This is a genomic window from Microbacterium sp. NPDC055455 (assembly GCF_053619935.1).
In genome coordinates this window covers 42189-63843 of sequence record NZ_JBSHLB010000006.1, presented here as the reverse complement: position 1 = coordinate 63843, position 21655 = coordinate 42189, and the positions used below count along the sequence as shown (strand labels likewise).

The following is a 21655-nucleotide window of genomic DNA, read 5'->3' as shown; positions in this document are numbered from 1 at the left end:
CCCGTGCCGAGATTCGATCTGTCCCCCGCCGAGCTCGAGACCTTCGCCCCGGAGGTCCGCGAACCCGCCGACTTCGACGCCTTCTGGGCCGACACCCTCGCCGAGTCACGCCGAGCGGATGCCGCGCCCGTCCTCACCCGTGTCGACACGGCGCTCACCCTGGTCGACGTCTACGACGTCACCTTCCCGGGCTTCGCCGGTGACCCGGTGCGCGCCTGGCTCACCCTCCCGGCGGGTGCGGAGGGCCCGCTGCCGGCCGTCGTGGAGTTCCAGGGCTACGGCGGCGGCCGCGGGGTCGCGGGCGAGCGGATCAACTGGGCGGTCGCGGGCTATGCCCACCTGTTCATGGACACGCGCGGCCAGGGGTCCATGTGGGGCTCCGGCGGCGACACGCTCGACCCCCACGGCACGGGTCCCTCCTCGTCCGGGTTCATGACGCGCGGCATCGAGGACCCCGCCGCCTACTACTACCGCCGCGTCTACACCGACGCGGTCCGCGCCGTCGACGCGGTGCGCTCGCTCCCGCAGGTCGACGCGGAGCGCGTCGCGGTCTGCGGCGCGAGCCAGGGAGGCGGCATCGCGATCGCGGCGGCCGGACTGTCGGAGGGCCTGGTCGCGGTCATGCCCGACGTGCCGTTCCTGTGCCACTTCGAGCGCGCGGTCGGGCTGACCGGCGACGACCCGTACCAGGAGGTGGTCCGGTATCTGGCCGTCCACCGCGGCGCCGACGACCGGGTGTTCGAGACGCTGTCCTACTTCGACGGGGTCAACATGGCGAAGCGGGCGGATGCCGCGGCCCTGTACTCCGTCGCGCTCATGGACACCATCTGCCCCCCGTCGACGGTGTACGCGGCGTTCAACCGCCACACCGCCGCCACGAAGCGGATCGAGGTCTACACGCACAACGGCCACGAAGGCGGCCAGGCGTTCCAGTTCCCGAAGCAGGCCCGCTTCCTCGCCGGACTCCTCTGACGCACTCCGGCCCTCGTCAGGCCGGAGCCCGGTCGGCGGGCGGGCGCTCGCCCGTGCCACGCTCGACCACCCACGTCGGCAGCTCCAGTCGGCGCGTGAACCCGGCGGGGTCCTGCATCCGCTCGATCGCGAGCGTCGCCGCGGCGCGTCCGAGCGCCAGCGGGTCGTAGGTGACCACCGACACGCCGAGCACGTCGGCGGTGTCGAAGTCGTCGAAGCCGATGAGGGCGGTGCGGCCGTCGTCGTGGCGGTCGCGCAGAACGCGGAGCGCGCCGACCGTGACCCGGTTGTTGCCGGTGATGATCGCCGTCGGCGCGTCGGGCTGGTCGAGCAGGTCGGCGATGAAGCCGTCGGCCGGCACCGACAGGTCGTCGGCGAGCCGCTCCCATCGGGATGAGTCGTGGATGCCGTAGGCGGCCAGCGCGTCCCGGTAGCCGCGCAGCCGCTCGGCCTGGGTGTAGACGGATGCCGGATTGCAGATGTAGCCGATGCGCCGATGCCCGCGCTCCAGCAGACGGGTCGTGGCGTCGAAGACGCCGCCGTGGTTCTCCAGGACGAGGCAGTCGGCGACGAGGTTGCGTGCCGGTCGGTCGATCGCGATGACCGGGGTCCCCAGGTGGCGCTCCCCCTCGAGGTAGGACTGGTCCTCGGCGACGGGGATCAGCAGCAGCGCCCCCAGTCGCTGACCCAGCAGCGTCTCGGCGACCCGCTCCTCCCCTTCGGCGGTGTCGTCGGTGGTCGCCACCACGAGGGAGAACCCGTTCGCGGACAGCTCGCGCTCGATACCCGCCGCGACCTTGTAGTAGAAGGGGTTGTTCAGCTCGCCCATGATGAACCCGATCGTGTTCGTCGGGCCGCCCCGCCGCAGATTGCGGGCGAGCGGGTTGGGACGGAAGCGCAGCCGTTTGGCGGCGACGAGCACGCGATCCACCGTGTCGGGGGCGACGAGGTCGCGATGCGTGAACACCCGCGACACCGTCTTGGAACTCACGCCCGCCAGACGGGCGACGTCTTCGAGCGTTGCGCGCTGCTGAACGGTCATCGGTGTGGCCTCCTCGCCGACGCCACCACGCTAGCACCGTCCTGCGGCTGATGTCCACGTAGGACATTTCACAGACATTCGGACGGCCTCCGCGCGAGCGATGGAGAAAATATGCCTGGTTATAATGCTTTATTTCTTACGCTTCACATCGCGGACAGGCTTAGACAGCGCTGACATCCGACGCTTGCGAAACCGCTTCGAATGCCTTTAGCCTGACGGCGCGACGAACCACGCAACGGTGCGAACAGCCGCACCGGAAAGTTCAAGGGCGAACCTGACAAGGAGCATCACATGGCCAAGAAGGCACTCGCGGGCATCGCGCTCGCGGCCACCGCCGCGGTCGCGCTGAGCGGCTGCGCCGGCGGCGGGGCGGGCGACGACGCCGACAACACGATCGACGGCGAGGTGAAGGGCGACATCAAGGTCGTCACCTGGCGCACCGACCTCGTCGAGGACGGCACGTTCGAGAAGTACGCGGAGGAGTTCAACAAGAAGTACCCGGACGTGAACGTGACGTTCGAGGGCATCACCGACTACGCCGGCGAGATGCTCACGCGCATGAGCACGACCAACTACGGGGACGTCATCGGGATCCCCGCGATCAAGCCGGAGCAGTACGAGCAGTTCCTCGAGCCCCTCGGCGAGACGTCGGACTTCGAGGACACGTACCGCTTCCTCCCCGCCGCGAGCTACGACGGCACCCAGTACGGCATCGCCTGGGGAGGCAACGCCAACGGCGTCGTCTACAACAAGCGCATCTTCGAAGAGGCCGGCGTCACCGAGCTGCCGACCTCCGAGGCGGAGTGGCTGGATGCCCTGCAGCAGGTGAAGGACGACACCGACGCGATCCCGCTGTACACGAACTACAAGGACGGCTGGCCGCTGACGCAGAGCTTCGGCAACCTCGGTGTCGTCACCGACGATGCCGACGCGCCGATCACCATGGCGGAGGATCCCGCGCCGTGGACCGAGGGCACCGACGTCTACGCGATCGACTCGCTGCTGTACGAATCGGTGGCGGCAGGCCTGACCGAGGACGACCCGCTCACCACCAACTGGGAGCAGTCCAAGGTCGACCTCGGCACCGGAAAGATCGCCGCGATGACGCTCGGATCGTGGGCGATCTCGCAGATGCAGGCGGCCGCCGAGGACAACGGCGCATCCGCCGACGACATCGGCTACATGGCGTTCCCGGCGAGCGTCGACGGCCGGCAGCTCGCGGTGATCGGCGGGGACTACAACCTCGCGGTCAGCAAGCACTCCAAGGCCAAGGCGGCGGCGTGGGCCTGGATCCAGTGGGTGGTCGAGGACTCCGGCTACACCGAGGCGCAGGGCATGATCTCGCCGGTGCTCGACAAGCCGCTCCCCGAGAACCTGCAGGGCTTCGAGGAGGCGGGCGTCGAGCTGATGGAGATCAACCCCGCCCCGGCCGGCAAGGAGGGACTCATCAACAACATCGCCGATGACTCCCAGATCGACCTGTACGGCCCGATCTACCGGCAGAAGCTTGTCGACATCGCCCGCGGCGCGGCCGACGGCGACAAAGAGAGCTACTTCGCCGAGCTGAACGAGCGCTGGGGCGCGTCGGTCGAGAAGCTCGCGGGCTGAGCGGACGGGGACGGCACTCATGGCCATCGCGACACCTGGTGCGGCACCGGCGGATGCCCCTGCCGTCCTCTCCGCGCCCGCGCGGGCGCGGCGATTCGGCGGAGGAATCCGCCGGATCGGCCGCCCGCGCGGCGGCTCCGCCGGGCGGAGCATCCTGCAGCACCTCACCCCGTGGCTCTTCCTCGCCGCGGCGGTGGGCTTCCTGCTGCTGTTCACCTACTGGCCGGCGGTGAACCTCTTCTACTTCAGCGTCACCGACTGGGACGGCATCGACCTCGAGAAGGATTTCGTCGGGCTCGACAACTACGTGCAGGTGTTCACCGACCCGCGGATCTTCTCCGTCTTCGGCGTGAGCCTCTACTACTTCTTCGCGTCCTTCGCGCAGATGGCGATCGCGCTCTACTTCGCGACGATCCTCAGCTTCTCGACGCGCTTCTCCAACCTCTTCCGCGGCATCATGTTCTTCCCCTACCTCATCAACGGCGTCGCGATCGGCTTCGTGTTCCTCTACCTCTTCCAGCCCGGCGGGACGCTCGACACCGTCCTCAGCTGGTTCGGCGTCAGCGACCCGCCGCACTGGCTCGGCAACCCCGACGTCGTCAACTGGTCGCTGGCGGGCACGTCGGTGTGGCGCTACACGGGCATGAACTTCGTGCTGTTCCTGGGGGCCATCCAGTCCATCCCGCACGAGCTGTACGAGGCGGCCGAGCTCGATGGGGCGAGCCGCTGGCAGCAGTTCTGGGCGATCATCTTCCCCGGCATCCGGCGCGTGGTCGGCCTGTCGTTCATCCTCGCGATCGCCGGCAGCCTCAGCGTCTTCGAGATCCCTTTCATCATGACCGGCGGCGCCAACGGATCGGCAACCTTCGTGATCCAGACGCTCCAGACCGCGTTCACCTTCCGGCAGGTGGGCCTCGCCTCCGCCATGGCCGTCGTGCTCCTGGCGATCGTGCTGGTCGTCACCTGGATCCAGCGAAAGGTGTTCCCCGACGAGAAGGTCGACCTGACATGACCATCACCGAATCGCCGCGCACCGCCACGACCCCGGCTGCGCCGGCACGCAGCATCCGGGGCCGTTCCCCTCTCGAGCGACTGCGCGGGATCAGCGCGACGACGGCCAAGTACCTGAGCCTCGTCATCGCGTCCGTCGTGACGCTGCTGCCGCTGTCGGTGCTGCTGTTCGCGAGCCTGAAGACGGCGCCCGAGTATGCGCAGACGGGTCCCTTCGACCCGCCGTCGAACTGGCTCAACTTCGACAACTTCGTCACGGCGTTCACCAGCGGCGAGATGCTGGAGGGCTTCGTCAACACGACGATCGTGCTCGTGGTGTCGCTGGCCGGCACGATCTTCATCGGCACCATGGCCGCATACGCGCTGGACCGCTTCGCCTTCCGCGGCAAGAAGCTCGTCTTCGGCCTGTTCCTGGTCGCCACGCTCATCCCCAGCGTGACGAGTCAGGTCGCGACCTTCCAGCTCATCAACGGCCTGGGCCTGTACGACACGAAGGCCGCCCTGATCCTGCTCTTCATGGGCACCGACATCATCGCCATCTACCTGTTCATCCAGTTCATGCAGTCGATCCCGGTGTCGCTCGACGAAGCGGCGATGATCGACGGCGCGAACCGGTGGACCATCTACTGGCGCATCGTGCTGCCGCTCCTCAAGCCCGCCATCGCGACCGTCGTGATCATCAAGGGCATCGCGGTGTACAACGAGTTCTACGCACCCTTCCTCTACCTGCCGTCGGAGGGCCTCATCTCGACGTCGCTGTTCCGGTTCAAGGGACCGTTCGGCGCGCAGTGGGAGGTCATCGCGGCCGGCACCGTCCTGGTCATCATCCCCACCCTCATCGCCTTCCTCCTGCTTCAGCGCTGGATCTACAAGGGCCTCACCTCAGGAGCCGTCAAGTGACCCTCACCCGCACCTTCCGACCACTCGACTCGGGCTGGACCCTCCGCGCCGAGAGGGGGCCCGCCCCGGCCGGCTTGGAGGGCCCCGTCCCGGCCGCGGTCCCGGGATGCGTGCACACCGACCTGCTCGCCGCAGACCTCATCCCGGATCCGTTCCTCGACGACAACGAGTCGGCGCTCTCGTGGATCGGCCTCGTGGACTGGACGTACGCGACGTCGTTCGCGTGGGAGCCCGACGGCTCGGACCGCGCGGACCTCGTGTTCGAGGGGCTCGACACCGTCGCATCCGTCGCCCTCAACGGCCGGGTGCTCGGGTCCACCGCCAACCAGCACCGTTCCTACCGGTTCGCCGTACGCGACGCACTCGTCGCCGGCGAGAACGAGCTCGTGGTGCGCTTCCGCTCCCCCGTGAAGTACGCGAACGAGCAGAGCGTGGCGCTCGGCGTGCGCCAGCGGCCCTACCCGCTGCCGTACGACGCCATCCGCAAGTCCGCCTGCAGCTTCGGGTGGGACTGGGGCATCGCCACCTACACGAGCGGGATCGTGAAGCCCGTCGGCCTCGAATCGTGGTCGGTCGCCCGCCTCGCGCAGACGAGGGTGGTCGCGACGCCCGCAGGCGACGGCGGGACGATCACGGTCGACGTGGAGCTCGAACGGGCGGCGGGTGCGGCATCCGTCCCCCTCTCGGTCAGCGTCGTCGTGAACGGTCCGGGACTCGGCGACGACCTGCCGGGCACGGTCGTGGACGTGGTCGGCGACCGCGCGCAGGTGCGCGTCGACCTGCCCGCCGCCCGGCGCTGGTGGCCGGCGGGGTACGGCGACCAGCCGCTGTACGTGGTGGACGTCCGCCTGCACGGCGACGCCCCGCAGCCGCTGGACGCGACGCACCGGTCCGTGGGATTCCGCGACGTCCGGTGGGACACGACGCCCGACGCGGACGGCACGCCGTTCACCCTCGTCGTCAACGACCAGCCGGTCTTCGTCAAGGGCGTCAACTGGATCCCCGACGATGCCCTCACCGTCCGCGTCACGCGCGACCGGCTTCGGCGCCGGTTCGCGCAGGCCCTGGACGCCAACCTGAATCTGATCAGGGTGTGGGGCGGCGGGCTGTACGAGTCCGACGACTTCTACGAACTGGCCGACGAGCTCGGGCTGCTGGTGTGGCAGGACTTCCTGTTCGCGTGCGCCGCGTACGCCGAGGAGGAGCCGCTGCGGTCCGAGGTCGAGGCGGAGGCGCGCGAGAACATCGTGCGACTCGCCCACCACGCCTCGCTCGTGCTGCTCACCGGCAACAACGAGAACCTGTGGGGCTACGAGGACTGGGGCTGGAAGCTGCGCCTGGACGGCAAGAGCTGGGGCGCGCACTACTATTACGAGCTGTTCCCCGCGCTGGTCGCCGAGCTCGCCCCGCACGTCCCGTATGCGCCGGGCAGCCCGTTCAGCCCGGGGATGGGCTGGGACGGCGAGCGCCAGACCGGCCCCCACCCCAACGACGAGCAGCACGGGTCGATGCACCTGTGGGAGCAGTGGAACCGTCAGGACTGGGCGACCTACCGCGACCACCGGCCGCGGTTCGTCGCCGAGTTCGGCTGGCAGGGCCCGCCCACGTGGACGACGCTCACGCGATCGGTCTCGGACGACCCGCTCACACCGGAGTCGCCGGGGATGATCGTGCACCAGAAGGCGATGGAGGGGAACACCAAGCTCACGAACGGGCTGATCCCGCATTTCCGGATGCCGGAGGCCATGGAGGACTGGCACTGGGCGATGCAGCTCAACCAGGCCCTCGCGGTGCGCACCGCGCTCGAGCACTTCCGCTCGTGGGCGCCGCACACGCAGGGCGCCGTCGTCTGGCAGCTCAACGACTGCTGGCCGGTGACGTCGTGGGCCGCGATCGACGGCGACGAGCGGCCGAAGCCGCTGTACTACGGGCTGAAGCACGCCTTCGCGCCGCGTCTGGCGACGATCCAGCCGCGCGACGGCGGCCTGGCCGCGGTGCTGGTCAACGACACCGCCGAGCCGTGGACGGGAGAGCTCGTCGCCCGCCGGCTTGACGTCGCCGGGGGCGCGCTCGCCCGCTTCACGTCGCCGGTGTCGCTCGCGCCGCGCGAAACCGTGACCGTGGCCCTGCCGGCCGACGTGGCGACGCCGGCCGACGCGGCGCGCGAGCTCGTCATCGCGGGAGTCGGCGAGACGCGCGGGTTCTGGTTCTTCGCCGAACCGCGCGACTCGGCGCTCGAGGCGGCATCGGTCGAGGTGAGCACCGAGCCCGCCGACGGCGGCACCCGCGTGACGCTCACGAGTGCCGGCCTCGTGCGCGACCTCACGCTGCTCGTCGACAAGGTCGTCCCGGATGCCGTGGCCTCCGACGCCCTGCTGACGCTGCTGCCCGGCGAGAGCACGACGATCCTCGTGCGGCACGACGGCGCCGCGCTCGAGGCATCCGCTCTGTCCGATCCGCGCGTGCTCCGCACCGCGAACGAACTGGTCGCCTCGTGAGCGCCGAGACGGCCCGCGCGCTCGAGCCGTACGTGGCCGGGATGACGTGGGGGTGGACCGGCGTGCGCGGCACGTGGCGCACCGCAGAGGCATCCGCGTCCCTCCGGGCGATGGCCGACCACGGCGTGAACTGGACGGCGCTGGCGTACTCGGCCCTGCAGGACACCGCGCAGTCGACCGACGTCCGGTTCGGCGACGAGCCGACCGTCACGGACGACGAGATCGTGTGGGCGATCCGTGAGGCGAAGGCGCTCGGGCTCAAGGTGTGCCTCAAGCCCGTCGTCAACGTGGCCGACGGCACGTGGCGCGCGCACATCGGCTTCTTCGACCAGGACGTCCCCGGCGAGCCGACGTGGGCGCAGTGGTTCGCGTCGTACCGTGCGTTCGTCGTCCACGCCGCCCGCATCGCCGAAGCCGAGGGCTGCGAGATGCTCTGCGTCGGCTGCGAGATGGTGCGTGCCGACGCGCGCGAGGCCGAGTGGCGCGAGCTGATCGCGGCGGTCCGAGCCGAGTACTCCGGCATCGTCACGTACAACTGCGACAAGTACCAGGAGGACCGCCTGACCTGGTGGGACGCCGTGGACGTCGTCACGTCGAGCGGGTACTACCCCATCGACCGGTGGGACGCCGAGCTCGACCGCATCGAGCGCGCCGTCGCCGCGACGGGCAAGCCGTTCTTCTTCATGGAGGCCGGGTGCCCCGCGCGCGAGGGGTCGGCGGAGCGTCCGAACGACTGGTCGCTGCCCGGAGCCCCCTCGGCCGAGGAGCAGCTGCGGTATTACAGAGTCATGTTCGACGCGTGCGCGCAGCGCCCGTGGTTGGGGGGATTCATGATGTGGGATTGGCCCGCTCGGCTCTACGACGTGGCGGATGCCGCGCGCAACGACGACTACTGCCCGTACGGCAAGCCCGCGGGCGACCTCCTGCGCGAGCGGTACACCGCGCTGACCGCGGCGGTGACGCGGTGACCGCCGGCGTCCTGGCGATCGACGCCGGGCAGACCGGGATCAAGGTGCGGGTGCGCGAGCAGGACCTGGTGTTCCCCGGCATCCGCACCGACGAGCCGCTGCTCCCCCAGCTGGCGGCCGTCGCCGACGCGACCATCGTGCGCATCGGCGCCGATGTCTCGGTCGTGACCGCCGGGGTCTCCGGGTTGACGACGCGGGAAGCGGATGCCGCGGCCCTCCTCGCCCGCATCGACGACCCCGCGGTGCACGAGGTGATCCTGGCCCACGACTCGACCACGTCGTTCCTCGGCGCGCTGGGCGACGAGCGGGGCGCGGTCGTCGCCGCCGGCACCGGGGTGGTCACCCTCGCCGTCGGAGCCGAGCGCGTGGCCCGCGTCGACGGGTGGGGCTACCTCGTCGGCGACGCCGGCAGCGGCTACTGGATCGGGCGCGAGGCGCTGGACGCGGTCATGCGCGAGTTCGACGGCCGCGGCCCCGCGACGTCGCTGCGCGCCGTGGCCGAGGAGCGCTGGCCCGACCTCAGCCAGGCGTACATCCACATCCAGTCCGACCCCGACCGCGTGCGCCTCGTCGCGTCGTTCGCCGAGCACGTCGCCCGGCTCGCCGCCGAGGGCGACGCGGTGTCGCAGAACATCACCGTCCGCGCCGGCGGCGAGCTCGCCCACAGCGTCGAGACGGCGCTGCGGCGGGTGCGCTCCGACGATCGCGAGCACTTCTCGGTGTGCGCGATCGGCGGCGTCTTCCGCTCGCCGCAGCTGCGCGAGGCCTTCGCCTCGCACATCGCCGCGAGCGAGCTCGACGTCGCCCTCGTGGAGCCCCGCGGCCACGGCATCGACGGCGCCGTCGCGCTCGCGGGCCTCGAGGCGCGGCATCCGCTCGCCCACGCCGTGTCGTTCGCCCACGCCTGAGGGTCGTCGCGTTCCTTCGCTGTGCGCGCGGATCCGGAATTCGGACAATCGCACCGTTTCCGGATCCGCTCGCCTCGGGAAGTCCGGAAAACGGCGTGAAGTCCGATTTCCGGATCCGCGAAAGTAGGGCTTGACGAGGCAATCTGCGGGGCGTCGCACAAAGCCCCCTCCTCCCCAGGGCAGGATTCACGCGGCGTGGCGCGCGCGGGCTGTGGACGGCGCGGTGCGGAGCGTGCCGCGCAGCAGGATGCTCGTGTGAGCGTCGTCCACCGAGTGAGTCCTGTCCAGCGGGTGGCGCGCGAGGTCGGCCGATTGGCGGAGTGGGTGGACGCGGCGGGCGGCATCGCCCACCGGGATGCCGCCGCGAACGCGGGATTCGGTGTGGCCGTGCGTCGCGCGGCGGTGCGGTGCGGTGCCGTCCGTCGTGTCCGTCGGGACTGGCTGGCGACGGATGCCGCACCCGCCGATCTCCTCACTGCCGCCGAGAACGGCGGCAGCCTCACGTGCGTCTCGGCTGCGCGGCGCCGGGGATGGTGGACACCCGATGGGATGGACGACTCCGTGCATGTGCGCCTCGAGCCCCATGCGACGTCGCCGATATCCCCCGTCACCGCGCACTGGACGCAGCGGATCGCACCGGCGCCGGGCCACGGGCTGGTCGAGTCGATCGAAGACACTCTCGCCCACATCGCCGTCTGCCTGTCGCCCGAGAACGCGCAGATCCTCTGGAACTCCGCACTCCAGATCGAGCAGATCACCCCGATCGCGATCCGCCGCGTCCGCTGGCCCCACCGTCGGGCGCGAGACTGCGCCGACCGGGCGTCGGACCAGTCCGACTCCGGTCTCGAGACGATCATCGCCGTGCGGCTCGGTGCCTGGGGCATCCCGATGCGTCAGCAGGTCGTCCTGCTCGGACGACCTGTCGACCTCCTGATCGGTGAGCGCCTCGTGATCCAGGTCGACGGCTTCGCCCATCACTCGTCCTCCGCGCAGCGCTCGAAGGACGTCGCCTTCGACGCGGAACTCACGCTCCAGGGGTACACGGTGATCCGGTTCACCTACGCACAGGTCATGCACGACTGGGACGCCGTCGAGCGGACGATCGCGCGCGCGATCGCCGCCGGCTCGCACCTCGCTCGCTGAATCGTCGCGGGCGCCGCGTCGGCGGATCCGGAACTCGGACAATCGCTCCGTTTCCGGAGCGTTCCACGTTGGAGGATCCGGAAAGTGGCGTGAAGTCCGAATTCCGGATCCGATTGGGCGGGCGCGGACAGCGGGAGCCCGGAGACGGCGGATGCCCCGGCCCCGCGTGGACAGGCGGGGCCGGGGCATCCGGGTTCGCGGGCTAGACGAGCGACTCGCGCCAGGCGGCGTGCAGCTGGGCGAACTTGCCCGTGCCGCCGATGAGCGTCTCGGGGGTGTCGTCCTCGATGATGCGGCCGTGCTCCATGACCAGCACGCGGTCGGCGATCGCGACCGTCGAGAGGCGGTGCGCGATGATGATCGCGGTGCGGTCGGCGAGCAGCGTCTGCAGCGCGTCCTGGATCTGCCGCTCCGACGGGATGTCGAGCGAGGCCGTGGCCTCGTCAAGAATGAGCACCGCCGGGTCGGCGAGGAACGCCCGCGCGAACGAGATCAGCTGCCGCTGCCCCGCCGACACGCGGCCGCCGCGCTTGTTGACGTCGGTGTCGTAGCCGTCGGGCAGGCGCTCGATGAAGGCATCCGCCCCCACCGCCCGCGCCGCCGCCTTGATCTCGTCGAGCGTCGCGTCGGGCTTGCCGAGCGCGATGTTGTCGGCGACCGTGCCGCTGAACAGGTACGCCTCCTGCGTGACCATGACGATCGCCCGCCGGAGGTCCTTCGGGTGCATGCGGCGCAGGTCCACGCCGTCGAGCGTCACGGCCCCCTCGGTCGGGTCGTAGAACCTCGACACCAGCTTGGCGAGCGTGGACTTGCCGGCTCCGGTCGTGCCGACGAGCGCGATCGTCTGCCCCGCGGGGATGTCCAGCGAGAAGTCCGGCAGGATGACCCGGTCGCGGGAGTACCCGAACACCACGTCGTCGAACCGGATGTGGCCCTTCGCCTCCCACAGATCGACCGGGTCGCGGGGGTCGGGGACGGTCGGCTGCTCCTCGAGCACGCCCGACACCTTCTCCAGCGCCGCCGTCGCGGACTGGTAGGAGTTCAGGAAGAACGCCACCTCCTGCAGCGGCGAGAAGAAGTTGCGCACGTACAGCACCGCCGACAGCAGGAAGCCGATCTCCATCACGCCGCCGGCGACGCGGATGCCGCCCCAGGCGATGACGACCGCGAGGGTGACGGATGCCACGGCCATGAGCCCCGGCTCGAATGTGCCGAAGAGGCGGATCGAGCGCATGTTGACGTCGCGGTAGTTCATCGCCTGCACGCCGAACTCCTCGTCGTTGCGGACCTCCTTGCGGAAGGCCTTCACGGCGCGGATGCCGGTCATGGTCTCGACGAACTTGACGATGACGCCGGCGCTGATGACGCGCGACTCGCGGTACACCCGCTGCGAGCGGGTGTAGAACCACCGCATCAGCAGGAACAGCGGGATGCCCATGACCGTCAGGATCAGCCCGGACTGCCAGTCCACGAGGAACAGCGCCACCAGCGTGAACGCGCCGTACAGGATGCCGGACACCAGCTCGTTCAGACCGCCGTCCAGGAGCTCCCGGATGGTGTCGAGGTCGCTCGTCTGGCGCGAGATGATGCGGCCGGACGTGTACGACTCGTGGAACTCCAGGCTCAGCCGCTGCGTGTGCAGGAAGATGCGCTTGCGCAGGTCCAGCATGATCGCCTGGGTGAGGCGCGCGGCGACGACGACGTACCACCCGATGAGGGCGGCGCCGCCGATCGCGGCGACGAGGTAGACGGCGACGACCACGGTCGTCGGCATCCAGTCGTTCCGCTCGATGACCGCCGGCAGCGCGTTGTTGATCCCGATGCCGATGAGCCAGGGGCCGGCGACGCGCAGCGCCGTCGAGACCACGAGCACGACCGCAGCCAGGATCAGCTGACCGCGCACCGGGGTGATGAGCGACCCGAGCAGGCGCAGCGACCGCTTGCGGATCGCCCTGCTCTCGTCGCGCGTGTAGTCGGAGCGGTCCTCCCCGCTCGTTCCGACGACGGTGGTGCTCACAGGGTCACCTCCCTCTCCCGCATGCGGGCTTCTTCGATCTCGAGACTGGAGATCACGTGCCGGTAGTGCTCGCTGGTGCGCAGCAGCTCGGAGTGGCGGCCGACCGCCGTCACGCGGCCCGCCTCGAGCAGCGCGACCCGGTCGGCGAGCATGACGGTCGACGGACGGTGGGCGACGACGAGCGCCGTCGTCTCGTGGAGCACCTCGCGCAGGGCGTCCTCCACGAGCGCCTCGGTGTCGACGTCGAGCGCCGACAGCGGGTCGTCGAGCACGAGCACCGCGGGGCGCGCGGCGACCGCGCGGGCGAGCGCGAGGCGCTGCCGCTGCCCGCCCGAGAGCGAGAGTCCCTCTTCGCCGATGACCGTGTCGACGCCGTCGGGCAGGTCGTCGACGAACGACGCCTGCGCGACGCCGAGCGCCTCGCGCAGCACGCGCTCGGCCTCGGCGCTGCCGGGCTCGAGGTCCTCACGACCGAGCAGCACGTTGTCGCGCACAGACTGCGAGAAGAGCGTCGCGTCCTCGAACGCCATGCCGATGTGCCGGCGCAGCTCGGCGAGGGTGAGGTCGCGCACGTCGACGCCGTCCAGCGTCACGCGGCCGCCCGTCACGTCGTACAGGCGCGTCGGGAGCGTGGTGAGCGTCGTCTTGCCCGAGCCGGTGAGCCCGACCAGCGCCATGGTCTCGCCGGGGCGCAGCACGAGGTCGACGCCGTCCAGCAGATCGCGCTCGCGGGACGCGGCGTCCTGATACCGGAAGTGGACGTCCTCGAACGCCAGCTCGCCGCGCGGCTTCGCGATCGACACGGGGTTCTCGGGGTCGACGATCGTGTTCTCCTCGTCGAAGACCTCGAAGATGCGGTCGGTCGCCGTGCGGGCGTCGAGCAGGAACGAGAACAGGAACCCGATGGACTCCATCGGCCAGCGCAGCACGGTCGCCATCGCGAAGAACGCGATCAGCTCGGCGCCCTGCAGCTGACCCATCGCGGTCAGGTAGATGCCGGCGCCGAGGCACAGCGCGAACGCGACGTCGGGCAGCAGCACCAGCCAGAACCAGATCCAGCCGATGGCGCGGGCCTTGCTGAGCTCGGTCTGGCGCAGCGTCTCGGCCTGCCGCGCGAACTTCTGCAGCGCGTGCTTGCCGCGACCGAACGCCTTGAGCACGCGGATGCCGTGCACGCTCTCCTCGACCGAGGTGGCGAGGTCGCCCGCTTGGTCCTGCGACTGCCGGGCGAGGGTGCCGTAGGTCTTCTCGAACCGGTAGCCGGCGTACCAGAGGGGCGCCGAGGTGATGAGGAAGATCGTGCCGAGGAGCCAGTGCCAGCGGAACAGCAGCGCGGTTCCGACGGCGATGGTGATCGCGTTCACGACGAGCAGCACCAGGCCGAAGGCGAGCCAGCGGCGGAGCATGCTCATGTCCTGCATCATGCGGCTGAGCAGCTGGCCGGACTGCCAGCGGTCGTGGAACGCGACCGGGAGCCGCTGCAGCCGCGAGTAGAACGTCTGGCGCAGGTCGTACTCGACGAGCGTGGCGGGCCCCAGCACGAACCAGCGGCGCAGCCACACCATGGCGGCCTCGGCGAGGCCCAGGGCGAGGATGGCGGCGGCGCCCCACCCGATGGCGGCGATGTCGCCCGACGAGATCGGGCCGCGGACGACCTGCTCGAGCACGAGCGGGATGCCGAGGGCGAGCAGGCTCGCGACGAGCGCGCTGGCGCCGCCGAGCGCGAGACGCGGAAGCACCGGCTTGACGAAGGGCGTCAGCCGGCCGAGGGCTTGGAAGGTGGACAGTTCGGACCGTTGCGGTTCTGATCGCTCAGGGGTGGCGGTGGAGGTCATGATCCTTGTGGGTGGCGGTGATGCGGTGACCCGTCGTCGGGTCGTGTCTGAACGGCGCCCATGGGCGGGCGTCGTCGTGCGAAGGCTCCGAGTGGGGAAACGCTTCGCCGGGCGGCGATATGCCGAAGCCGGCCGAGCCGGGGCGTGCGGAGGAGGCTGCTACCCCTGAATGCGGGGACGCGGCAGCCGGATGGCGGTGCGGGGTCCCGCGGAGCGGAGGACGAGAGCGGCGTTCGCAGCGACGGCGGCCTGAGACATTTCTTCCTCCTTGGGATGAGCGGAATGGGCATGTCGGCACCGCGGGTTTCCTCGCGGTGCGACAGCCGACCAGCCTATACCTGGGAGTTGACTGAACGCAACAACCGCTTTCCGGTCCCCCGGAAAGCGGTTGTCGGCGAGCGGTGTCAGACCACGAGGGCGGGCACACCGGCCTCGCGGTCGAGCAGCCGCTGCTTCACGTCGAGCCCCCACGCGAAGCCGCCGAGCGCGCCCCCGGTGCGCAGCACCCGGTGGCAGGGGACGAACAGCGCGGGCGCGTTGCGCGCGCAGATCGAGGCCGCGGCCCGCACCGCGCTCGGCGACCCGAGCTCCGCGGCGAACTCCGCGTACGTCAGCGGCCGGCCGGGGGCGATGCGCCGCAGAGCGCTCCACCCGGTCAGCTGCATGACCGTGCCGTGCTGCACGACGGGGATGCCGTCGATGGCGGCGAGGTCGCCGTCGTAGTAGGCCGAGACGGCGGCGGCGGCATCCGTTCGCCCTTCCGCCACGGAGGACGGGCGGTCCGATGCCCGCAGACGCTCGAGGATGCGGCCGGCCTCGGAGGTCCAGCCCGATGCGAGCACGCGCCCCTCGTCGTCGGTGAGGATCGTGAACGCCCCGTCGGGGGTGTCGATGGTCTGGATGGTCGCGGTGGTCATGGCATGCCTCCGGTGGTCGGGACGGGCGGGACGGAGAGGACGGATGCGGCGCCCCTGCGCTGCGCGGGGCCCTTCGGCGGGACGGCGCGCCACAGGTGCGCGGTGAGGTAGCTGCGCCATGGCGCCGTGCGCGCCGCCCAGCCGGTGAGGGCGCGCGGCTCGGACGGGAGTCCCGCGGCCGCGGCGCCGGTGCGCACGGCGACGTCGCCGGGGAGGGACACGTCGGGGTCGGCGAGGACGCGCATGCGCACGTAGTCGGCGGTCCACGGGCCGATGCCGGGCATGGCCAGGAGCGCGGCCCGCTGCTCGACGGCGTCGTCGCCGGTCGTCAGCGTGAGGGAGCCGTCGGCGAGGGCCGCCGCCGCCCCGGTGATCGCGCGGATGCGGGCGGCGGGCCCGCGCAGCACCTCGTGGCCGCGGTCGGCGATGGCCGCCATCGTCGGGAACAGCTTCACCGTGCCCTCGGCCCCGTCCACGTCGTCGCCGAGCGCCGTCGTGAGCTGCGTGAGCGCAGTGCGCGCCGCCGCCACCGTGATCTGCTGCCCGACCATCGCGCGGACGAGCATCTCGTGCGGATCGGCGGCCCCCGGCACCCGGATGCCGGGCAGGTCCGCCACCAGCGGCGCGAGCTCGGGATGCTCACCGAGCGCCTCGTCGACCGCGACGGGATCGGCGTCGAGGTCGAACAGCCGCCGGGCCCGCGTGACGAGGGTCGAGAGGTCGGCGAGGTTCGTCAGGCGGGCCCGAAGCCGCACGCGTCCGGCATCGTCGACACGCAGCTCGAACCACGCCGGCCCGTGCGGCAGCCGCAGCGTGCGGGCGAACGACGTCGAGGTCGCCACCTCGGCGCCCGGCACGGCGCGGGCCGCCATCCACGCGAAGAGCCCGTCGGCATCGAGCGGCCCGCGATGCGGCAGCACGAGGTCGATCGCGCCGAGCATCGCGTCCTCCGGCGCGCTGGAGGGGCGCGGCAGGCGGCGCCGGGCGCGCAGCTCGAGCGGCGACAGGCCGAACACCTCGCGGACGGTGTCGTTGAACTGCCGCACGCTCGCGAACCCCGACGAGAACGCGACGTCCGCCGCGGGCAGGTCGGTGCCCACCAGGAGCATGCGGGCCGTCTGCGCCCGGTGCGCGCGGCTGAGCGCGAGCGGACCGGCGCCGAGCTCGGCGGTGAGCAGGCGCGTCAGGTGGCGCGGCGAGTAGCCCAGCCGCCGGGCGAGGCCCGGCACGCCCTCGCGCTCGACGACGCCGTCGGCGATGAGCCGCATCGCGCGGCCGGCGGTGTCGCCGCGGAGATTCCACTGCGGCGACCCCGGCGCGGCCTCGGGCAGGCACCGCTTGCACGCGCGGTAGCCGGCCTCGTGGGCGGCGGCGCTCGTGGGGTAGAACGTGACGTTCGACGCCTTCGGCGTGCGCGCGGGGCAGCTGGGACGGCAGTAGATGCCGGTCGACCGCACCGCCGTGACGAACTGGCCGTCGAAGCGCGCATCGCGCGAGTCGATCGCGCGGTACCTCTCGTCGAACGTCATCGCCAGGCTCATGCCCCTAGCCTGACACGCTCCCCCGACATCGGCTCGCGGAAATCGGACACGACGGTGACGCCCCGCGAGGCAGGCCGCGCGCCGCCCGCAGACGACGAAGCGGCCGGTCGCGGCCCCGCCGCGAAGCGGGGCGACGACCGGCCGCCGAAGTCCGTCGGTTCAGCCGCCGGCGAGCTGCTGGTCGAGGTCCTGGATGGCACGCATCATGCCCAGCAGAGCCTCCGACATGTCGTTGATGCCGTCCACCGCACCCTTCAGACCCGTCGTCAGCTCGGAATAGCCCTCACCGAACTTCCCCGACGCGTGCTGCGTCTTGAAGTCCTCACCCAGCAGCGTGTCCACCTGGCTCTTCAGCGCGTCCAGCTGACCCTGGATGTCATCACGAGCCTGCGACAGCGACGACGCCACCTGCTCCATCTCCGCATACGAGGCACCGAAATCCGCCATCGTCAACTCCCTCACTCAGATAACCCGACCCAGCCGGCCGATGCCCTCCACGCTAACCCGGGCCGGCGCCGGGGCCCATGGGGACCATTCCCCATCCGGCGCTCACGCCGTTCGTCCGCCTCGGGGCGTGAGGTCCTCACGGGGCGCCATCGTGATGCCGAGCAGTCCGATGCGCACGTCCCGGGCGCGCACGAGCTCCGGCTCGGTGATGAGCCCCCGCTCCGCGAGGACGGCCAGCGCACCCTGGACGTCCGCGTAGATGCGGGCGCGCTCGTCGGGAGGCATCCCCTCGACGGCCTTCTCGAGGGCCGTGAGGCTCCGCCGCCATCGATCCGTGCCGGTGTGCGCGGGACCGCGGAACAGTACGAGATGCAGCACGCCCACGGCCACGTCTGCCGCGAGGCCCACGATGCCGATCGGGGCGTCGGCGGCGCCCTGTGCGATCGCCAGCGCGGCGACGGCGGTGGCGATCGCGGACGGGACGAGGTGGAGCGCCCCCAGCAGCCGGTGGATGCCGGGCTCGGTGCCGAGCGATTCGCGGATCTCGGTGAGGATGCCGTTCGCGCCGAGGAGGGCGGCTATCCCGGCGAGCATGCCGGCCCACCCGACCAGCGCGGTCTCTGTGCGGTCGAAGAGCCAGGGCAGCAGCATCAGCAGCGCCACCACGGGCAGCGTGAAACTCGCGATGTGCGACAGGGTGAGCAGGCACCCCCAGGCGGGCGCGACGTTCTTCGCGAGGTCCTTCCACGCCGCCGGCGGCGCGAAGAAGGCCAGCGCGCGGCGCGCGTCGGGCACGTGGTGCAGGGCGCGGGCCTCGAGCTTCCACCAGTCCAGCGGCGTCCACGCGCTCACCGTGCGCGCGTACGCCGTCGCGGGCGCGTCGGTCATACCCGCCACAGTCCTTCCGGGTCCTGCGCGGACTGGACGAGGGCGGGCACGTCGAGCAGGCCGGACGGCGTCCAGGGCGCGCCGTCGATGCGCACGGTGTCGAGCAGGTCCTCCACCCGCGCGGCGGACAGCGCGATCGCCGCCGGGTCGAGCGGTCCCAGGACGGCGAAGAACGACGCGCCGGTGGTCATGAAGAGCCAGCGGACCACGCCGCGGCCGTCCTCGTCCATGAGGGTGACCGAGCAGCCCTCGCCGAGACCGGCCGAGCGGGCAGGCCGGATCCGAGGAGCGAGGACCGACGGCGGCCAGAGGTACCGCCGCTGCTCGTCGGCATCCGGCTCCCCGTCGGCCAGGGTGAGGCGCAGTGGCGCCCACGACCACGTGGCCGGCTCGAAGGTGAGCAGGTTGGTGCCGGGATCGGATGCCGCCGACCGCTGCGCACGCGCGAGAGCCCGGGCCAGGACCTCCGTCTCCTGCGGGGGGAGGTCGTGGAGCCCGGCCATCCGCGCCGCCGCTTCGGCGGCCCAGGCCTCGACGTCACCGGAGCCGAGGTCGGCTCCGGGCAGCGGGACGACGGTCGCGGCGTCGAAGCCGAAGTCGACGCGCGTCATCGCCCGGTCCAGGCGAACGTCAGCACGTGCGCGTCCATCAGGGACAGCCAGTTCTTCATGTACGGGTCCTCGTCGGGGTCGACGTCCGTCGGGTGGACCAGCGTCGCCGTGAGCTGGAGGGCCTTGGTGCGGCGGGATCCCGGCAGGGGCGTGAGGTACACGATCGTGTAGGCGCCGGCAGACTCCCCCGACAGCTCCACGGTGCGACGATCCGTCCAGCGGAGGAACTGCCGGCTGCCCTCGAGCGCGCGGGCGCCGCGCCGCTCGACGGCGTCGGCGACCATGGCGTCCAGGGACACGCCGGGCGCTCCCTCGGTGATCGTGCCGAGCACGCTGATGGGGACCGTCGACCACTGCGGGGCATCCTCACCCGCCATGATCATCACGAACGCCCCCTGACGCCGCGCCGCCCCGAGCGCGCCGGTGACGTGGGTCTCCAGCGCGGCGTACACGTCGGGCCGGTGCGCCTCGCGCAGCCGCGCCTTCGCCCGGTCCAGCAGCGCACGCTCGGTCGCGCCGGAGGTGTCGTACATGGTCCAGCCCTCGGGCAGCGTCATCCGGAACTCGGGGACTCCCGGACGCCCGCCGGCGAGCTGATCGCGCAGTGAACTCACCCGCTCCACCCTGCCACAGTCGACCCGGTCACCACGTCGGGTAGGCGATGCGGTCCATGCCCGTCGCCAGCTCCACGGTGCCCTGCAGGCCGCCGGCGAGCGTGGCGATGTTGTTGTAGTGGGCACCCAGGCCGCTGAAGGCGTAGGTGAGCTGCTCGCCCGTGGTGCCGAGGGCTCCGATGACCTCCCACATGAAGGGATCCTGTCCGGTCATCACCGTGCTCAGGATGTCGTCGAAGGAGTTCACCACGTACCCCGCCTCCGGGCCCAGCGAGCGCATGTTCGAGATCCACTGACCCGGGCTGCGCGAGCCCATGCTCAGCGTCCACCGGGCGAAGTCGTCGCCGTACGACATGCCGCCCGTGGGAAGGCCCGCCCACGCCCGCATGCCGGCCCCGAAGCCGCCACTGGCGAACTCGCCGAACGCGCCGAACGGGAGCACGCCGAGCACCGCGAGGCCGACCTCCCAGAGCGCGGCATCGCCGCGCGAGTACTGCCAGAGCGTTCCCGCGAGCGTGAGCACGCCGACGGCGAGCGCAAGCAGGGCGACGATGGGTCCGCCGACCACCATCGCGAGCACGGCGAGCACGACGCCCGCGACCGCGAGCACGTCCAGCGCGAAGTCGACGAAGCCGTCGAGGTTGTCGCGCCAGCCGTCCTTGATCGCGTTGGCGTTCGAGGACCGCACGCCTTCGACGGCCGCATCGAACGCGGTCTCCCACCGGTCGTACTGCTCGTCGAAGTCGTCGGCGGCGCCCTTCCACAGTGCGTAGGCGGCGTCCTTGTCGCCCTCGGCGGACTCCACGGCGTTGTCGTGGGTGCGCTCCGCCTCGGTGCGGGCGGAGTCGTCGTCGCCGGATCCCTCGGGGTAGGGCACCGGCGCCATCTGCGCGCTCTGCCACTCGCTGAGGGCCTGCTGGTAGTTCTGCCAGTAGGTGTCGGCGTCGGGCACGGTCACCTTCATGAGCGCCTTGACCGCGGCCAGCTCCGAGCCGTAGTCCCGCACGAACGGACCGACCGCCTGGTACAGCTCCGCCGCCCGGCCGAGCTCGACGTTGACCTCCCCGCTCAGCTCGCGGAGCTTGTCGACCGCCTTGCCCTCCATGTCGGCGCCGTCGTCGACGAGCCGCGTGAGCAGCGTCTCGGCCTCCGACATGGCCGCGCCGAGGTTGATGATCTGCTGGCCGCGTTCGCGGACGTCGTCGCCGTTGCCCGACACGACCTCGATCGGGCGTCCCTTCGGGGATTGGTGGATCGCCATCTACTCGCCCACTTCCTGCATCTGCGCCGCGAGCTCTGCGGCCACCTGGGTGTCGAAGTCGCCGAAGCCCTCGAGGACCGTCTTGGCCTGCTCGGTGACCGCCTTCAGGCCCTCGTTGAGCTTGTTGCGCCGGTCGTCCCAGCGCTCCTCGAAGTCGTCGGTCTTGTCGCGGAGGTCGCTGCGACCGTACGGCGACCCGATGTCATGGCTGAGGTCGCTCCGCCGCTTGGACGCCGACTCGAACTCCGTCTGCGTCGCGAGCAGGTTGGTGTACAGCGCACCGAGCTCGTCGTATGAGATCTTCACCGACACGTGTGTTCACTCCCAAGGCCGTGATCGAACGAGAGGACGCGTGGGGAACCGTGGTTCCCCACGCGTGAAGTCCGTCGGTTCAGCCGCCGGCGAGCTGCTGGTCGAGGTCCTGGATGGCACGCATCATGCCCAGCAGAGCCTCCGACATGTCGTTGATGCCGT

General features: G+C 71.1%; 19 protein-coding genes. 8 read left to right on the top strand and 11 right to left on the bottom strand.

What is annotated here, in order from left to right:
• Window positions 1-3: 3 nt before the first annotated feature.
• Window positions 4-972, top strand: coding sequence for an acetylxylan esterase (locus tag ACWGUG_RS15135; protein ID WP_452325172.1), 969 nt, complete (start codon window positions 4-6; stop codon window positions 970-972).
• A 16-nt stretch (window positions 973-988) separates the two neighbouring features.
• On the opposite strand, the gene ACWGUG_RS15130 is transcribed toward ACWGUG_RS15135, so the two are convergent.
• Complete coding sequence (locus tag ACWGUG_RS15130) at window positions 989-2014, bottom strand: LacI family DNA-binding transcriptional regulator (RefSeq protein WP_452325171.1); 1026 nt, start codon at window positions 2012-2014, stop codon at window positions 989-991.
• A 291-nt stretch (window positions 2015-2305) separates the two neighbouring features.
• Here ACWGUG_RS15130 and ACWGUG_RS15125 point away from each other — a divergent pair, with 291 nt between their 5' ends.
• The 7 genes from ACWGUG_RS15125 (at window position 2306) to ACWGUG_RS15095 (ending at window position 11050) form a co-directional block, all read left to right on the top strand.
• Window positions 2306-3622: an ABC transporter substrate-binding protein gene (locus ACWGUG_RS15125; RefSeq protein WP_452325170.1), complete on the top strand. Its 1317-nt coding sequence runs from the start codon at window positions 2306-2308 to the stop codon at window positions 3620-3622.
• A gap of 19 nt (window positions 3623-3641) precedes the next feature.
• Complete coding sequence (locus tag ACWGUG_RS15120; RefSeq protein WP_452325169.1) at window positions 3642-4634, top strand: carbohydrate ABC transporter permease; 993 nt, start codon at window positions 3642-3644, stop codon at window positions 4632-4634.
• A complete protein-coding gene (locus tag ACWGUG_RS15115) occupies window positions 4631-5533 on the top strand; it encodes a carbohydrate ABC transporter permease (RefSeq protein ID WP_336398314.1) in 903 nt (300 codons plus the stop codon). Before ACWGUG_RS15120 ends, ACWGUG_RS15115 begins: the two co-directional genes overlap by 4 nt.
• Complete coding sequence (locus ACWGUG_RS15110; protein WP_452325168.1) at window positions 5530-8031, top strand: glycosyl hydrolase 2 galactose-binding domain-containing protein; 2502 nt, start codon at window positions 5530-5532, stop codon at window positions 8029-8031. Before ACWGUG_RS15115 ends, ACWGUG_RS15110 begins: the two co-directional genes overlap by 4 nt.
• Entirely contained in the window at window positions 8028-8999 is a 972-nt protein-coding gene (locus ACWGUG_RS15105; RefSeq protein ID WP_452325167.1) for a glycoside hydrolase family 113, read from the top strand. The genes ACWGUG_RS15110 and ACWGUG_RS15105 overlap by 4 nt, the downstream gene beginning before the upstream one ends.
• Complete coding sequence (locus ACWGUG_RS15100; RefSeq protein WP_452325166.1) at window positions 8996-9907, top strand: N-acetylglucosamine kinase; 912 nt, start codon at window positions 8996-8998, stop codon at window positions 9905-9907. The genes ACWGUG_RS15105 and ACWGUG_RS15100 overlap by 4 nt, the downstream gene beginning before the upstream one ends.
• A 255-nt stretch (window positions 9908-10162) precedes the next feature.
• Window positions 10163-11050: an endonuclease domain-containing protein gene (locus ACWGUG_RS15095; protein ID WP_452325165.1), complete on the top strand. Its 888-nt coding sequence runs from the start codon at window positions 10163-10165 to the stop codon at window positions 11048-11050.
• 202 nt (window positions 11051-11252) lie between these two features.
• On the opposite strand, the gene ACWGUG_RS15090 is transcribed toward ACWGUG_RS15095, so the two are convergent.
• The 10 genes from ACWGUG_RS15090 to ACWGUG_RS15045 form a co-directional block, all read right to left on the bottom strand.
• Window positions 11253-13067, bottom strand: a complete 1815-nt coding sequence (locus ACWGUG_RS15090; RefSeq protein ID WP_452325164.1) for an ABC transporter ATP-binding protein — start codon at window positions 13065-13067, stop codon at window positions 11253-11255.
• Window positions 13064-14902 carry an ABC transporter ATP-binding protein gene (locus tag ACWGUG_RS15085; protein WP_336398309.1) on the bottom strand — a complete coding sequence of 613 codons (1839 nt, stop codon included), beginning with the start codon at window positions 14900-14902 and terminating at the stop codon, window positions 13064-13066. Before ACWGUG_RS15085 ends, ACWGUG_RS15090 begins: the two co-directional genes overlap by 4 nt.
• 404 nt (window positions 14903-15306) lie before the next feature.
• Window positions 15307-15819 carry a methylated-DNA--[protein]-cysteine S-methyltransferase gene (locus tag ACWGUG_RS15080; protein ID WP_378882245.1) on the bottom strand — a complete coding sequence of 171 codons (513 nt, stop codon included), beginning with the start codon at window positions 15817-15819 and terminating at the stop codon, window positions 15307-15309.
• Entirely contained in the window at window positions 15816-17360 is a 1545-nt protein-coding gene (locus tag ACWGUG_RS15075) for a DNA-3-methyladenine glycosylase 2 family protein (RefSeq protein ID WP_452325163.1), read from the bottom strand. Before ACWGUG_RS15075 ends, ACWGUG_RS15080 begins: the two co-directional genes overlap by 4 nt.
• A 159-nt stretch (window positions 17361-17519) precedes the next feature.
• Entirely contained in the window at window positions 17520-17807 is a 288-nt protein-coding gene (locus ACWGUG_RS15070; protein ID WP_194397663.1) for a WXG100 family type VII secretion target, read from the bottom strand.
• Between the two features lie 102 nt (window positions 17808-17909).
• The gene (locus ACWGUG_RS15065; protein WP_452325162.1) at window positions 17910-18695 is read right to left on the bottom strand and encodes a hypothetical protein; all 786 of its coding nucleotides are present in this window, start codon (window positions 18693-18695) and stop codon (window positions 17910-17912) included.
• Entirely contained in the window at window positions 18692-19306 is a 615-nt protein-coding gene (locus ACWGUG_RS15060) for a hypothetical protein (RefSeq protein ID WP_452325161.1), read from the bottom strand. Before ACWGUG_RS15060 ends, ACWGUG_RS15065 begins: the two co-directional genes overlap by 4 nt.
• On the bottom strand, window positions 19303-19920 hold the full coding sequence (locus tag ACWGUG_RS15055; RefSeq protein ID WP_336398304.1) for a hypothetical protein: 618 nt from the start codon (window positions 19918-19920) through the stop codon (window positions 19303-19305). The genes ACWGUG_RS15060 and ACWGUG_RS15055 overlap by 4 nt, the downstream gene beginning before the upstream one ends.
• 28 nt (window positions 19921-19948) lie before the next feature.
• Window positions 19949-21181, bottom strand: coding sequence for a hypothetical protein (locus ACWGUG_RS15050; protein WP_378882238.1), 1233 nt, complete (start codon window positions 21179-21181; stop codon window positions 19949-19951).
• A complete protein-coding gene (locus ACWGUG_RS15045; protein WP_336398302.1) occupies window positions 21182-21487 on the bottom strand; it encodes a hypothetical protein in 306 nt (101 codons plus the stop codon).
• Window positions 21488-21655 lie beyond the last annotated feature (168 nt).

Excerpts from the sequence above, each read along its gene's own strand:
- ACWGUG_RS15065 (WP_452325162.1), bottom strand. The coding sequence starts at position 18,695 with ATGACCGACGCGCCCGCGACGGCGTACGCGCGCACGGTGAGCGCGTGG.
- ACWGUG_RS15060 (WP_452325161.1), bottom strand. The coding sequence starts at position 19,306 with ATGACGCGCGTCGACTTCGGCTTCGACGCCGCGACCGTCGTCCCGCTG.
- ACWGUG_RS15050 (WP_378882238.1), bottom strand. The coding sequence starts at position 21,181 with ATGGCGATCCACCAATCCCCGAAGGGACGCCCGATCGAGGTCGTGTCG.
- ACWGUG_RS15130 (WP_452325171.1), bottom strand. The coding sequence starts at position 2,014 with ATGACCGTTCAGCAGCGCGCAACGCTCGAAGACGTCGCCCGTCTGGCG.
- ACWGUG_RS15115 (WP_336398314.1), top strand. The coding sequence starts at position 4,631 with ATGACCATCACCGAATCGCCGCGCACCGCCACGACCCCGGCTGCGCCG.
- ACWGUG_RS15070 (WP_194397663.1), bottom strand. The coding sequence starts at position 17,807 with ATGGCGGATTTCGGTGCCTCGTATGCGGAGATGGAGCAGGTGGCGTCG.
- ACWGUG_RS15080 (WP_378882245.1), bottom strand. The coding sequence starts at position 15,819 with ATGACCACCGCGACCATCCAGACCATCGACACCCCCGACGGGGCGTTC.
- ACWGUG_RS15085 (WP_336398309.1), bottom strand. The coding sequence starts at position 14,902 with ATGACCTCCACCGCCACCCCTGAGCGATCAGAACCGCAACGGTCCGAA.
- ACWGUG_RS15125 (WP_452325170.1), top strand. The coding sequence starts at position 2,306 with ATGGCCAAGAAGGCACTCGCGGGCATCGCGCTCGCGGCCACCGCCGCG.
- ACWGUG_RS15075 (WP_452325163.1), bottom strand. The coding sequence starts at position 17,360 with ATGAGCCTGGCGATGACGTTCGACGAGAGGTACCGCGCGATCGACTCG.
- ACWGUG_RS15120 (WP_452325169.1), top strand. The coding sequence starts at position 3,642 with ATGGCCATCGCGACACCTGGTGCGGCACCGGCGGATGCCCCTGCCGTC.